The following is a 14,754-nucleotide window of genomic DNA, read 5'->3' as shown; positions in this document are numbered from 1 at the left end:
TGGGAGCCCACCAGGGCTCTCGCACACCACAACCCATTCCTCCCACAACGACTCCTACAGCGGCACCCACAACGGATACGCCCAACGGCCAACGCGACAGCGGCCCTGGACCACGGCAGAATGGAGCCGCGTATGCGTACCAGCAACCGCCAGCACGGGTGGGTCTACCGTCTTTTCCAGGCGATGGCGCTGTGCGGCCTGCTTCTGGGCGGTAACGCCATCGCGACCACGCTCACGGCCAACTGGCGCGAGGTGCGCCCTGGCGACACTCCCGCCGACATCCTTCGCGAGGCGGCCCAGCGGCCCCTGCCCGCGTTCGACCCGGCGCGCATGCAGATCCTCCCCAACGCGCCCACCGGCACCTGGGTGATCGTACACAGCCTGCCCCCCTGGACGACGGGCGAACGCGTGCTCAGCGTCGGTCATCCCGGTATGGGCGCGGTGTCGCTCTACGACGGCGACACGCTGGTGGCGACCACCTCGCTGGACGACTTCGGACCGCCCCTGCACGGTCACGGCCGGCTGATCTTCAACGTGCCCGCGTCGATTCCGGCGTCACGGCCGCTCCTGCTGAAATTCGAGCCCACGGCACAGCCGCCGGGCGCGGTGACGATATCGATCGACTCGTGGCCGGACTATCTTCGGGACGATGGCAGCTGGATGGTCTTCGCCACCGGTTGCTTTGCCGTCATGCTGACCATGGCTCTGATGGCGCTGTGCTTCACGCTGATCCTGCGCGACATGACCTTCGGCTGGTATGCCGCGTACCTGATTTGTTATGCCTTGATCCAGGGCTTGCGCTCGGGGTTCGTTTTCCACCCGCTCGAATTGCAGTCGCTGGCCGGCATGGCAGACACCCTCGGCGCGGCGGTGACGGCGTTGTCGGTGACCTTCGCCGCCCTGTTCATGCTGCGCTTCGCCAAGGTCGACGAATACGTGCCCTTGCTGCGCACGCCCGTACTGGCCTTCGCGGTGGTGATGCCCTTGCTGATCGTGCTTCGCGCGACCGGCGTCGGCATGCTGGTGGGCATGGCACAGCTGCTGCTGCAGCCCTTGTTGTTGCTCGGCGCGTTGCTCCTGCTCGTGGCCGGCGCCATCGCCGCCGCGCGCGGTTCGCGGCATGCCTGGTTTTTCCTCGCTGGCTGGACCCCATTGCTCATCCTTACCGCGCTATGCGGCGCCCAGCAGCAGGGCATGTTCGCGGGAGCGCCTTGGCTGCCGGACGCGGCGATCGCGGTGGGTGCCTTCGAAGCCATCGTGCTGTCCATCGGCTTGTCCGACCGCGCACTCACCATCCGCCATGATCGCGACCGCGCCCGCCAGCTCGCCGACAGCGATCCATTGACGGGACTGCTCAACCGACGTGCCTGGACCGATGCCGCGATGGGTGTGCTGGAACAGGGTTCATCGCGTCCCATCGCCGTGCTGTTCTTCGACCTGGATCACTTCAAGGAACTCAACGACCGCCACGGCCACGCCGCCGGCGATCGTGCCCTGGTGGCGGTGGCGGCCGCCCTGCGCCACGAGCTCAGGCCTTCCGACCTGCTCGGCCGTTACGGTGGTGAAGAGTTCGTGGCCTTGCTGCAGGGCGTGGAGAAGGAAAACGCCATGCAGGTCGCCACGCGCCTGTGCCGGCGCGTGCACCGGCTCGACGTGCACGTGGGCCCTCCCGGCGCATTGCTGACGGTCTCGATCGGCGTGGCCATGCGCACACCCGCGGATACCGTGCAGTCACTGGTCGAGCGGGCGGACACGGCGATGTACGCGGCGAAGCTCGCGGGGCGCAACCAGGCGATATGCGCCGGCCACGCCGGGCCGGTGCTGGTCCGCCGCAATGACGTGGGCAAGGCGGTGAAGTGAAGTTCGCCGTACATCGCCGCTGAAGCGGCGACGGGGCTCGCTTCAGGCCAGCCCGGCGGCCGCGGCCACGATATCGTCGTCGCCCGGCAACACCAGGAACGCCGCGCCCGCCAGCGGCGTGAACGTATCGGCGCCCACGACCCGGCGCAGCGGCACATGGCCCAGCCCCGCCTCGACGATGGCGGTGATCACGCCCTCGCCCACGCCCGCGCTCTTGCGCCCCTCGTCCACCACCAGGATACGTTTCGCACTCTTCGCCTGCGCGGCGATGAAGGCGTCGTTGAGCGGAACGAGCCAGCGCAGGTCCACCACGCGCACCTTCCATCCATGCTCCGCTTCGATCCGTCGCGCCGCACGAAGGCTCATCGGCACACCGTTGCCGAAGGTGAAGACGACGAGGTCGTTCGCAGCATCCTCGTAAACCCGCCCCTCGCCCAGCGGCATCGCTTCGCCCGGTGCCGGATAGGCGAATTGCCACTGTCCGTCACCCGCCTCGTAGAGGTCCTTGGTCATGTACAGCGCGATCGGTTCGAGGAACGCGGTGACCCGGCCATCGACTTTCGCCAGGGCGGCCAGGGTACGCAGCATCGTCGCGGCATCGTCGCCGCGGCTCGGGCAACCCACGACGAATCCGGGGATGTCGCGCAACGCGGCGATCGAATTGTCGTTGTGGAAATGACCGCCAAACCCGCGCTGATAGCCCAGGGAGGCCACCCGCATCAGCATCGGATTGCGGTACTGGCCGTTGGAAAAGAACTGCAACGAAGCCGCTTCGCCACGGATCTGGTCGCAGGCGTTGTGGAAGTACGCGAGATACTGGATCTCGGGCAAGGGCAGCATGCCCATGTTGGCATAGCCCTGCGCCAGGCCGAGGATCATCGTCTCATCGAGCAGGGTGTTGAACACACGGGTGTTGCGGAAGACCTTGTGCAGGCCCTTGGTCACCGTGTACACGCCTCCCTTCTGCGCCACGTCCTCGCCGAACAGCAGGCTTTCCGGGTACTTCGCCATGAGATCGTGCAAGGCCTGGCCGATCTGGATGGCCAGATGACGTGGCGGCTGTTTTTCCGGAAGCTTGTCGGCGCCGCCGAACGCACGCTCGCGCTGCGTCGCCTCGGCCATGCGCGCCGCCTCGGCACGAACGGCCTCGGGCGTGTAGGGAGCGAGAGGCGCCATCACGTGAGCGAGGCTTTCGATCTTTGCCGTCCGATCCGCGGCGGCGGCCGCCTCGAAGCAGCGCTTGCGGATGCCCTCATAGAGTCCGAGCAGGCTGTCGCGGTCATACAGGCCCGAAGCGAGCGCGATGGTCGCGCTGCGGAGTAGCGGGTCGGTCGCTTCCAGCGCCACCAGTTCTTCCACCGAACGCCATTCGATTTCGAAATCGGTCCCCGCGTGACCCATGATGCGGGTCGTGCCCAGGTGCAGGAAGGTCGGACGGCGCGTGTCGCGGCAGTGGGCGACGGCGCGCTCGACATCCGCGTAACCAGCCGCGAGGTCGAGGCCATCGGCGTAGAAGTAGTCGAGGGCCGCACGGTGGCGGAAGTTGTTGGCGACCCAGTCGTTCGGCGTCTTCACCGAGATGCCGATGCCGTTGTCCTCGCACACGAAAAGCACGGGTGCGGGCAGCTTCTGGTAGGCAGTCCACGCCGCGGCGTTGAACGCCGTTTGCGCGGTGGCATGGTTGGACGAGGCATCGCCGAACGAACAGATGGCGATCGCATCGTCAGGCACCGGCAAGGCATGGCCGATACGCTTCGCCTGCTCGATCGCGATGGCCGTACCGAGCGCCTTGGGCAAATGCGACGCGATGGTCGAGGTCTGCGGCAACACCCACAATGGCTTGCTTCCCCACACCTTGTGACGGCCACCGGACGCGGGGTCTTCGCTGCTTGCGGCGAAAGACAAGGCCGAATCCATCACCGGGTCCATGCCGGGGAGCTTGCGGAAGCGTTCGGCCATGAAGCCGCCGCTGCGGTAATGCAGGAACGCGGGGTCGGTATGCCGCGTGAGCCGCGCGATCATCGCGTTGCCTTCGTGCCCCGACGAGCCGATCGTGTAGAACACCTTGTTCTGCACGCGCAACACGCGCGCCATCAGGTCGAGGTGACGGCTGATCAACTGCGATTCGAGTAACTCACGGAAACCACGTGCATCCAGTGCGCTGCCGGGCAGCACCGGCTCGTCGTCGCGAGGCGCGCGGGTGGTGTCGCCTTGCCACGACTGCACGAACTCGACGAAGTTCTGGTCGACGATCTCGGCGCGATTGAAGCCCTTGTGGCGGGCGGCGATGGCTTGCGGGACGGACATGGGGAAGACTCGGGAAAGTGAGGATCAGGCGTGCATCGGCGAGAAACCGGGCTGCGCACGAACGCGCGCCAGCCAACCGGTGACGTTCGGCCAACGGGAGAGATCGAAGCCGCCATCGGCGGCGCAATGCGTATAGGCGAACAGCGCGATATCGGCGACGCCGAAGCCGCCTCCGCTGAAAAACGATTCATTGGCGAGATGGTCTTCCATCACGTCCAGCGCCCGCGCACCGCGATCGAGCAGCTGCGGCAACTCCGCGCGACGAGGGTGATCTTCCGGCAGCCACTTGCAGACGAAGCGCGCCACGGCCACGTAAGGCTCGTGGCTGTACTGCTCGAAGAACATCCATTGCAGCGTGCGCGCACGCTCCCATGGGTCCGGTGGCAGGAAGGGCGTGCCCTCGGCGAGATAGCACAGGATAGCGTTGGACTCGGCGAGGCGGCGGCCGTCTTCCAGCACGAGCAGGGGTACCTTGCCGTTCGGGTTCAACGCGAGGAACTCCGCCGTACGCGTGGCGCCGGCGGTGCTGTCGGTCTCGATCCAGCGGTAGGGGCGGCCGAGCGTATCCAGCAGGTGTTGCAGCTTGTAGCAATTGCCCGATGAACGCAGACCGTAGATGGTGGGCACGGGAGAGTCGGAACGGTTCAAGGGACGTCCTTTGGCCAAGAAGGAATCAACGACGACGGGCGATCCACTGTTCGCGGGTCTGCCCCCATAGATCGACGATGTCGTCCTCGAACGGTGGCGGCAAGGCACCCGGTCCTTGCCAGGTGGAACCGAGCTTCTTCGCGACACCGATCGAGGCGAGGTTCTGTGGGTTGATCGAGTGGATCACCTGGCTCCAGCCGAGGTTGGCGAATGCCCAGTCCATCGAGGCGGCCGCGCCTTCCGTCGCGTAGCCCTTGCCCCAGGTTTCCCGCAGCAGCCCCCAGCCGATCTCATGGCCAGGCCAGCTTTCCGGCTGCCATGGGCCCAGGCGGCCCACCCAGCGTCCGCTGGCGCGTTCGATCACCGAGAACATGCCGAACCCGGCGATGCTCCAGCAACCGGCCATGGTCATGAAGTTGCGCCAGGCGATGGCGCGCGGCTGCGGACCGCCGAGGAACCGGTTGACTTCCGGATCGGCCATGCATTCGGCCCAGGCGTCGAAATCCTCCGCTGCCGTGGGCCGGAGGATCAACCGGTCGGTTTCGATGACGGGCCCGTGCATGCCGGCGTCAGAACGCGTTGATGCCCGTGAGTTCGCGGCCGACCACCAGCTGGTGGACGGTCTCGGTACCCTCGTACGTGATGACCGATTCCAGGTTCAGCGCATGGCGTATCGCGGAATGCTCGGTGGTGATGCCCGCGCCGCCGAGGATGTCGCGGCAGTCGCGCGCGATGTCGAGGGCCATGCGGACGTTGTTCCATTTCGCCAGTGACACCTGGGTGGGCTGCAGGCGCCCGGCGTCCTTCAGGCGTCCCAGTTGCAGCGAGAGCAACTGGGCGGTCGTGATGCGGCGGGCCATGTCGGCCACCCGGATCTGCACGGCCTGGTTCGCCGCCAGCGGACGATTGAACAGCACGCGCTGCGCGGTGTAGTCGAGCACTTCCTTCAGGCAGGCCTGCGCGGCGCCGATCGGACCCCAGGTGATGCCGTAGCGCGCCTGGTTCAGGCAACCCAGCGGTCCCTTCAGGCCCTTCACGTTGGGCAGCCGCGCACTGTCCGGCACGCGCACGTCGTCGAAGAACAGCCCGGAGGTGACCGAGGCGCGCAGGCTCATTTTCTTGTGCACTTCCTGCGCGGCGAAGCCCTTGGTATCCGTCGGCACGATGAAGCCCTGGATGCCTTCGTCGGTCTGCGCCCAGACGATCGCGATGTGGGCGAGGTTGCCATTGGTGATCCACATCTTGGCGCCGTTGATCACCCAGTCGCCGCCATCCTGGCGCGCGACCGTCTTCATGCTGGCGGGGTCGGAACCGCCGTGCGGTTCGGTCAGGCCGAAACAGCCGATGATCTCGCCCGCGGCCATCCGCGGCAGGTACTCGCGTTTCTGCTCTTCGGACCCGTAGGCGAAGATGGGATACATGCACAGCGAGCTCTGCACCGAGGCGAAGCTGCGCAGGCCCGAATCGCCGCGCTCCAGCTCCTGGCAGATCAGGCCGTAGCTGACCCCGTTCATGCCGGCGCAGCCGTATTCCTCTGGCAGCGTGGCGCCGAGAAGGCCCAGCGAAGCGATTTCCGGAACCAGTTCGGCGGGAAACCGGCCCTGGTCGAAGCAGTCACCGATGATCGGAAGGACCTTTTCGTCGACAAAGCGTCCGACGGTGTCCTGGACCATGCGCTCTTCGTCGGTGAGCAGCGAGCGGACATCGTAGAGGTCGAGCGGATCGAGACGGTGGGCCATACTTGGGACTCTTGCGTGGGCAGCCGGAAAGCCCACGATTGTAGCCATGGCCGATGGCGGGGTCATGGCGGGCCGCAGCAAACATGGGACCGATTGCCGGAATCTCGACGCCGGAGGCGCCATAATGACCTTCCTGCCCGCTCCCTGACGGACCGCCATGTTCAAAGGTGTGCTGCTCGGTTTCGCCTGCTACGCCGCCTATGCGTGGAGCGACGCCTTCGTCAAGTCGCTGGAGGGCAGCCTGCCCGCGTACGAGGCGGTGTTCTTCGGCGCGGTGCTGGCCATGGCCGCCTTCCCTTTCCTGAAGAAGCCGGGCGACCGCTGGAGCGAGATCGTCATATCGAAGATGCCCGGCTTGTGGCTGCTCCGCGCCATGGCGGGTGCCATCGGCAACGTGACCGCGGTGATGGCCTTCACCGCCCTGCCGATGGCCGAGGCCTTCTCGCTGATCTTCCTGCTGCCCATCTTCGTGACCATCCTCTCGGTGGTCTTCCTGCGCGAGCACGTGGGCTGGCGGCGCTGGTCGGCGGTGATCGTGGGCTTCCTCGGCGTGCTGGTGGTGTTGCGACCGGGCTTCCGTCACCTGGGCACGGGACACGTCGCGGCGATCATCTGCGGGATAACCGGCGCCTTGTCCATCATCGCCCTGCGCATGGCCGGCGCGACCGAGAAGCGCATCACGCTGTACGGCGCCGGCGTGATCGGGCCGATGATCGCCGGCTTCATCATGATGCTGCCGCACTTCGTCTGGCCGGACGCGCACCAGTGGTTCCTCGTGCTGGGGTACGGACTGCTGGCGGCGGCGGGAGCGGTCCTGCTGATGCTCGCCACGCAGAACGCGCCGGCCAACCGCGTGGCACCGACCCAGTACAGCCAGATGCTGTGGGCCATCCTGTTCGGCTACCTGCTGTTCCACGATCACCTGGACTGGCCGATGCTGGTCGGCATCGTGATGATCCTGGGTGCCGGCCTGTTCACCTTCGTGCGCGAGGAAAAGAAGACCGACTGGTGGCGCTGGACGAATATCGTCTGAGACGGACTGGAATCGCCGCTGAAGCGGTTCCCACAAACGTCTCGTGGACTGGTGGGAGCCGACCTTGTCGGCGATCCGGCGGCAGCCGGCCAGACAGCGGCTAGCACCCATCGCCGCTGAAGCGGCTCCCACAACGCTAGGTGTTGCTGACTCCGTGCGGCACATGGCCGGTCGCCACATGACGCCGGGCCGATTCCACGTTGGCCGGGGAATCGTCGAAGAAGATGTCCGCGCCGAAAGCCTCGAGGAAAGGCCCCTTGTCGCGGCCGCCGAGGAACAAGGCTTCGTCGATGCGCACGCCCCAGCGACGCAGCGTGAGGATCACCCGCTTGTGCGCGGGCGCGGAGCGAGCGGTGACGAGGGCCGTGCGGATCGGCGAGGTCTCCGCCGGGAACGCCGCCTGCAACCGGTGCAGCGCGGCGAGAAACCCACGGAAAGGACCGCCGGAAAGCGGCTCCGCCCAGCGCTCGGATTCGTTGAGGTGGAAGGCTTCGAGCCCCTGTTCTTTTGAAACGCGCTCGCCCTCGTCACCGAAGATCACCGCGTCGCCATCGAAGGCGATGCGCAGTTGCTCGCTCGATCGCTGGGGTGCGGTCGAGGGAAGGATCGTGGCCGCCGCCACGCCGGCGCGCAACGCGCGGCCCACGTCCTCGGCGTTGGCGGAGAGGAACAGGTCCGCGCGAAACGGCGCGATATAGTCCGAGGTCGGCGCGCCGCTGGTGAACGCCGCCCGCGATATGCCGAGCTTGTAGTGCTGGATCGCGTTGAAGATGCGCAGGCCCGTGTCGCCGGAATTGCGCGAAAGCAGGATCACCTCGACCGGCGGCACGTCGCCGGACAGCGCGTTGAGGCCCAGGAGCTTCTGCACCAGCGGGAAGGCGACCCCAGGCTTGAGCAAGTCGTCTTCGTGCTCGATCTGGTAGGCCCGATAGGCATCCAGGCCCTCGCGCTCGAACAGATCGTGGCTGTCCTCCATGTCGAACAGCGCCCGCGAGGAAATGGCGACGACCAGGCGGTTGTCGCGCACGGAGGATGCGGCGTGGACGTTCTGCGTGTCGTCGTGGGTGGTCATGGGCATGGTGTCCTGCGCGCCAAACCTACGGCGCGAACTGCTCGTCGAGGATGCGCTGCTGCAGGTTGTGCTCCGGGTCGAACAACAGTCGCACCGCGTTTCGCCGCGATTGCTTGATCTCCACGCTGCGCACGTCGCGCACCTCGTGGAAGTCCGCCGTGGCGCTGATCGGGCGCTTGTTCGGGTCGCGCGTGGCGAAGCCCACCCGGGTGGCATGGGGCAGGATCGCGCCCCGCCAGCGGCGCGGCCGGAACGGGCTGATCGGGGTGAGCGCGAGCACGTTGGCGTCCAGGGGCAGGATGGGGCCGTGCGCGGACAGGTTATAGGCGGTGGACCCGGCGGGCGTACACACAAGGATGCCGTCGCAGACCAGTTCCTCCAGCTTCACCTCGCCGTTGAGGCTGACCTGCAGATGCGCGGCCTGGTTGGTCTGCCGCAGCAAGGCCACTTCGTTGAAGGCCAACGCACGGTGCTCCACGCCATCGCAGCAGATGCTGTGCATCTCCAGGGGATGCAGCACGGCCGGGTGGGCCTTTTCGATCCGTTCGGGCAGGTTGTCGACTTCGTGCTGGTTCATCAGGAAACCCAGCCGGCCCAGTTTCATGCCATAGAACGGCACGCCGAGCGTGCGGTGCGCATGCAGGGTGCGCAGCATGAAGCCGTCGCCGCCCAGCGACACGATGATATCGGCGTCCCCGGGCTCCACGCCCTTGTAACGAGCGACAAGCGCCGCACGGGCGCGTTGGGCGACTTCGGTTTCGCTGGCGACGAAGGCTAGGCGCATATAAGGATGGCTTGATGAATCCAGCCGGGAGCTTAGTCCTTAAGACTGCCGGTCGGATAGGCCGGTGCGACAGGAGAGGTTTTCGCAAGCGGGAATCGCCGACAAGGTCGGCTCCCACCAGAGCCATGCCGAACGCTGCTGATGCCCTGGGTATCGCTGACAGGGTCGGCTCCCACCAGGCAATCCGGGCCGGGGCTCCCACCAGGACCAGGGGACCAGGTGGGAGCCGAGCCTGTCGGCGATAGCCCGGCCTCAGACCGGAATCTGCGCCAGTTGCGCCAGGCGGCGGACAGCGACCGAGGCGATCGGGTAATCCGCGTTCTGGGTGAGGATCTCCGCCAGCATCGCGCGGGTGTACTTCAGCGTGGCGTCGTCACGCTCCAGCCAGGCCTTGACCGGGCTGACATCGGTACGATCACCGGCGACACCCAGGACCTGCAAGGCCAGCGCGCGGTGCTGGGCATTGAGTTCGTCCAGCAGCGATCCACGCGCCTGCGCATGCCATGCGCCTTCCACCGGCAAGGCCTCGATCTGGCCACGCAACCACTCCAGGTCGAGTGCTTCGGCCAGTTCGTAGAACACCTTGGCCACGGTCGCGATGTCCTTGCCGCTCTGCTTCGACACCTCGACCATGTCCAGGGCGGCACGCAACACCGGCACCCGGGCGAGACGAATGGACAGCTCGTTCGGCACGCCGAGGCCTTCCCACTTCTCCTGGCTGGCGGCGAAATCGCCGCGACCGGTATCGGTGAGCGCATCCGGCAGCGCCTTGCGCAAGGTGGTGACCTCGCTCGCATAGCGGTCGACGTTCGCCGCGATATCCAGCGAACCGCCCGGCCGGTTGAGCAGCCAGCGAGTGAGGTGGCGCAGCAACGACCATATCTGCAGGATGGCGTCGATCTGCGTGTCTTCCGCCACCGTGCCGTCCAGCGATTCGATCTCCGCCCACAGGTCGCGTGCGTCGAGGATTTCCCGCGCCGCCGTATACGCCTTGGCGATGGAGGCCGGACCGTGTCCGGTGTCCTCCTGCATGCGCATCATGAACGTGGCGCCCATGCGGTTGATCGTCGAGTTGGTGACCGCCGTGGCGATGATCTCGCGCTTCAGTCGATGGCGCTGCATGTGCTCGGCGTACTTCTCGTGCAGCGGCACGGGGAAGTAACGGACCAGCTCACGCGAGAGGTACGGGTCTTCCGGCACGTCCGAATCCAGCAGCTGCTGGAACAGGCGGATCTTGTCGTAAGAGAGCAACACCGACAGTTCCGGCCGGGTGAGGCCCTGGCCGCGCTGCTTGCGCTCGGCCAGTTCGGCGGCCGTGGGCAGCGATTCGACCTGGCGGTCGAGCATGCCTTCGGCTTCCAGCGTACTGATGAAGTGGGCCATCGAGCCGAGTCGGCGCACCGACTGGTGCTCCATCACGGTGATCGCCTGGTTCTGCCGGTAGTTGTCCCACAGGACCAGGCGGGCGACCTCGTCGGTCATCTCGGCCAACTGCTTGTTGCGGCCTTCGAAGCTCAACTCGCCACGCTGCACGGCGTCGTTCAGCAGGATCTTGATGTTCACCTCGTGATCGGAGGTGTCCACGCCGGCCGAGTTGTCGATGAAGTCCGTATTCAACAGCACACCGGACTGCGCGGCTTCAATGCGGCCCTTCTGGGTCATGCCCAGGTTGCCGCCCTCGCCCACGATCTTGCAGCGCAGTTCGTTGCCGTTGACGCGCAGCGCGTTGTTGGCACGATCGCCGACATCGGCATGCGTTTCGCTGGTGGCTTTCACGTAGGTGCCGATACCGCCGTTCCAGAGCAGGTCGACCGGCGCCTTGAGGATCGCCGAAAGCAGGTCGGTCGGCGCCATGTGCGTGGCGTCGGAACGGATGCCGAGCGCGGCACGCACTTCGGGCGACACCGGGATCGCCTTGGCACTGCGCGGATAGACGCCGCCGCCAGCCGAGATCAGCGATTTGTCGTAGTCGTCCCACGAGGATCGCGGCAACGCGAACATGCGCTGGCGTTCGGCGAACGACTTGGCCGCGTCCGGATTCGGGTCGAGGAAGATGTGGCGGTGATCGAACGCGGCGAGCAGGCGGATCTTCTCCGACAGGAGCATGCCATTGCCGAAGACGTCGCCGGACATGTCGCCCACGCCGACCACGCTGAATTCCCCGGTCTGGCAATCGCGGCCCAACGCGCGGAAATGGCGTTTCACCGACTCCCAGGCACCCTTGGCGGTGATGCCCATGCCCTTGTGATCGTAACCGTTCGATCCGCCCGAGGCGAACGCGTCGTCGAGCCAGAAGCCATGCTCGCTGGAGATCGCGTTGGCGATATCCGAGAACGTCGCGGTGCCCTTGTCGGCAGCGACCACCAGGTACGGGTCGTCGTCGTCGTGACGCACGACATCGTGCGGCGGCACCACCTTGCCCTCGACCAGGTTGTCGGTGATGTCGAGCAGGCCGTTGATGAACATGCGGTAGCAGGCGATGCCCTCGGCCAGCTGCGCATCGCGATCGGCGCCCACCGGCGGCCGCTTCACGAAGAAGCCACCCTTCGAGCCCACCGGCACGATGACGGTGTTCTTCACCATCTGCGCCTTGACCAGGCCGAGCACCTCGGTGCGGAAATCCTCGCGGCGATCGGACCAGCGCAGGCCACCGCGGGCGACAGAACCGAAGCGCAGGTGGATACCTTCCACGCGCGGCGCATAGACGAAGATCTCGCGGAACGGCACCGGCTTGGCCAGGTCCGGCACCTTGTGCGAATCGAACTTGAAGCTGATGTAAGGGCGGAACGCGCCGTCCCAGGCCTGGAAGAAATTCGTGCGCAGCGTCGCGTGGACCAGCGAGATGAAGCTGCGCAGGATGCGGTCTTCGTCGAGGCTGGACACGTTGTCGAGCAGTGCGTTGATCGCCTCTTCCACCACCGTCGCCTGCTCGGCGCGCGGGAGACTGAGCGAAGCCACCAGGTTGCCGATGAGTCCGGGCTGAGCGGCGAGCGTTTCCGGGTCCATCAGCGCATGCATCTCGTGCGAGAGCAGGCTCTCGGCACGCTCGCGCTCGGCACCGCCGAGGCTTTCGCGGCGAGGATCGAAGCGTACGTTGAACAACTCGACGATGAGGCCCGCGATGGCCGGATAACGGTTGAGCGCGTCTTCCATGTACGCCTGCGAGAACGCCACGCCCGTCTGCAGCAGGTACTTGCAGTAGCTGCGCAGGATAGCCACCTGGCGCCAGCCGAGCTTGGCACCGAGGACGAGGCGGTTGAAGCCGTCGTTCTCCGCGTTGCCGCGCCAGATCTGTTCGAAGGCATCCTCGAAGATGGTGCCGACCTGCTCCACCTCGAAGGCGAGGCGGCCGACCGGCTGTACCTCGAAATCCTGGATGTAGAGCGAGCCGTCCGCCTGCTTCACCTCGTACATATGCTCGGTGAGCACGCGCAGGCCGAGGTTCTCCAACTGCGGCAGCACTTCGGAAAGCGCGATGTCGGAACCGGAACGGTAGACCTTGAAACGCAGTTCCTCCGGCCGGTGCGACGGGTGGTAGAACGACATGCTGATGGCGTCGGGACCATCGAGGCCCGCCAATGCGCGCACGTCGGCGGCGGCGACCTGCGGCGACACCTCGTCGACATAACCGGCGGGCAGGCTCTTTCCGTAGCGGTTGGCCAGGATGATGCCTTGCTGTTCACCGGCCGTCTCGATCAGCCGGTCGCGCAGTTCGTCGTACCAGTTGCGTGCGATCGAAACGATCTGCGCCTCGATGCCCGTGGCGTCGTAGACCGGGTGGTCGCCGATGCGCGGACGCACCACGACATGCAGGCGTACCAGGGCGGCCTCGCCCATCAGTACCGCGGAATCGACGTGCTCGCCATGGAACGCGTCGCGCAACACGTTCTCCACGCGCTCGCGCACGGACGTGTTGAAACGATCGCGCGGGATGTAGACCAGGCAGGAGAAGAACCGGCCGTAGCTGTCACGGCGGATGAACAGGCGCGTGCGCGTGCGCTGGGCCAGTTCGAGCAACCCCATCGACAGGGCGTAGAGCTCGTCGGTGCTGCACTGGAACAGTTCTTCGCGTGGCAGCGTGTCGAGGATGTGGCGCAGGGCCTTGCCCGAATGCGAATCGCGCTTGAGCCCCGAGCGGTTCATCACCGCCTCGCACTTCTCGCGCACCAGCGGCACGTGCTGCGGATGGGCCATGTACGCGTTGGACGAGAACAGGCCCAGGAAACGTTGCTCGGCGACCGGGCGACCCTTGTCGTCGAACTTGAGGACGCCGATGTAATCCATGTAGCCGGCGCGATGCATGGGTGACCGCGCATTGGTCTTGGTCAGGATGATCGCGTCCGTCGAACCCGAGCGCGGCAGTTCGCTGGCGACCAGGGTGCGCAGCGAACGCGGTGCGAGCGAACGCTCGGCGGCACGCAGGATGCCAAGCCCCGACCCTTCGACGGTCTTGAGCACCTCGTCGCCCGCATCGGCCGACACCTCGTACTCGCGATAGCCCATGAAGGTGAAATGCTCGTCCGCCACCCAGCGCAGGAACTCGCTAGCCTCGCGGATTTCCTCGGCGGTGTACGGCAAGGCCCGCTGACCGAGTTCGTCGGCGATCTGGACCATCTTCCCGCGCATCGCGCGCCAGTCGTCCACGGCCTCGCGGACGTCGGACAAGGCGGTCTCGACGTTCGCCCTGAGGGTGTCGAGTTCGGTGTCGTCGATACGGTCGATCTCGAACCGCATGATCGATTCGGTCTTCTCCCCCGTTCCCATCGACTGGAGCACCCCGGTCGCCGAACGCACCACGGGCACCACGGGATGGATGATCGCGTGGATGTCGGCATGCGCGGCGGCCACCATCGAGACGGTGTCGACCAGGAAGGGCATGTCGTCGGTGACGACCTCGACCACGGCGCGGCTGCCGGAGACGCCGGGGTTGTACACCCTGACCTTGGCCTTGCCGGGCGTCCGCTCGCGGGCGAAGGCCAGCAGATCGGCGATCAGCGCGGCCCAGCGGGCCGGCGCATGCAGGCCATGGTCGGCGGGGGCGATCCGGTCGAAGAAGGCCTCGATAAAAAAGCGCGCCTCATCGAGGCGCTCCGCGGGGTGGTCGAGCTTTTTCAGTTCATCGAAGACAACGGCATGGAACGGGCCGTTTTCGGCAGCGCGAATCGCATTCATGGGCGGATTGTCGATGTGGGGAGTCGGAAAATCCGTGAAAGCATAGCTCCCACCGATGTCATGTAGCCACACCGGATGACATCGGCTGTTGCCGTTTTTTCACCGCGTTGCGGCATCCTCGTCGCCCCATTTCGAGAAA

The 14,754-nt window shown here is 66.2% G+C and carries 9 protein-coding genes; 2 read left to right on the top strand and 7 right to left on the bottom strand.

Annotated features, from left to right (window positions below; all coding sequences use genetic code 11):
• The first annotated feature begins 132 nt into the window (after positions 1–132).
• On the top strand, positions 133–1,860 hold the full coding sequence (locus ACN9M2_RS05745; RefSeq protein ID WP_426287176.1) for a sensor domain-containing diguanylate cyclase: 1,728 nt from the start codon (positions 133–135) through the stop codon (positions 1,858–1,860).
• Between the two features lie 42 nt (positions 1,861–1,902).
• Here ACN9M2_RS05745 and ACN9M2_RS05740 read toward each other — a convergent pair whose 3' ends face one another.
• Genes ACN9M2_RS05740 through ACN9M2_RS05725 form a run of 4 tightly spaced genes read right to left on the bottom strand, consistent with a single transcriptional unit; the run spans position 1,903 to position 6,554 of the window.
• The gene (locus ACN9M2_RS05740; protein ID WP_426287175.1) at positions 1,903–4,167 is read right to left on the bottom strand and encodes a thiamine pyrophosphate-dependent enzyme; all 2,265 of its coding nucleotides are present in this window, start codon (positions 4,165–4,167) and stop codon (positions 1,903–1,905) included.
• A gap of 24 nt (positions 4,168–4,191) precedes the next feature.
• Entirely contained in the window at positions 4,192–4,815 is a 624-nt protein-coding gene (locus ACN9M2_RS05735; protein WP_426287174.1) for a glutathione S-transferase family protein, read from the bottom strand.
• A 25-nt stretch (positions 4,816–4,840) separates the two neighbouring features.
• Positions 4,841–5,377 (bottom strand): GNAT family N-acetyltransferase, encoded by a 537-nt coding sequence (locus ACN9M2_RS05730; RefSeq protein WP_426287173.1) that lies wholly within the window; start codon positions 5,375–5,377, stop codon positions 4,841–4,843.
• Positions 5,378–5,384: 7 nt separating this feature from the next.
• A complete protein-coding gene (locus tag ACN9M2_RS05725; protein WP_426287172.1) occupies positions 5,385–6,554 on the bottom strand; it encodes an acyl-CoA dehydrogenase family protein in 1,170 nt (389 codons plus the stop codon).
• A 157-nt stretch (positions 6,555–6,711) separates the two neighbouring features.
• Here ACN9M2_RS05725 and ACN9M2_RS05720 point away from each other — a divergent pair, with 157 nt between their 5' ends.
• Complete coding sequence (locus ACN9M2_RS05720; protein ID WP_371022032.1) at positions 6,712–7,587, top strand: DMT family transporter; 876 nt, start codon at positions 6,712–6,714, stop codon at positions 7,585–7,587.
• A 136-nt stretch (positions 7,588–7,723) separates the two neighbouring features.
• Here ACN9M2_RS05720 and ACN9M2_RS05715 read toward each other — a convergent pair whose 3' ends face one another.
• From ACN9M2_RS05715 to ACN9M2_RS05705, 3 genes are all read right to left on the bottom strand, one after another.
• Complete coding sequence (locus ACN9M2_RS05715) at positions 7,724–8,659, bottom strand: 5'-nucleotidase (protein WP_426287171.1); 936 nt, start codon at positions 8,657–8,659, stop codon at positions 7,724–7,726.
• Between the two features lie 25 nt (positions 8,660–8,684).
• Positions 8,685–9,443 carry an NAD kinase gene (locus tag ACN9M2_RS05710; RefSeq protein ID WP_426287170.1) on the bottom strand — a complete coding sequence of 253 codons (759 nt, stop codon included), beginning with the start codon at positions 9,441–9,443 and terminating at the stop codon, positions 8,685–8,687.
• 252 nt (positions 9,444–9,695) lie between these two features.
• A complete protein-coding gene (locus ACN9M2_RS05705; protein WP_426287169.1) occupies positions 9,696–14,615 on the bottom strand; it encodes an NAD-glutamate dehydrogenase in 4,920 nt (1,639 codons plus the stop codon).
• Positions 14,616–14,754 lie beyond the last annotated feature (139 nt).

The organism is Luteibacter sp. E-22 (assembly GCF_049913125.1).
Lineage (GTDB): Bacteria > Pseudomonadota > Gammaproteobacteria > Xanthomonadales > Rhodanobacteraceae > Luteibacter.
This window is presented reverse-complemented; position numbering and strand designations above follow the sequence as displayed.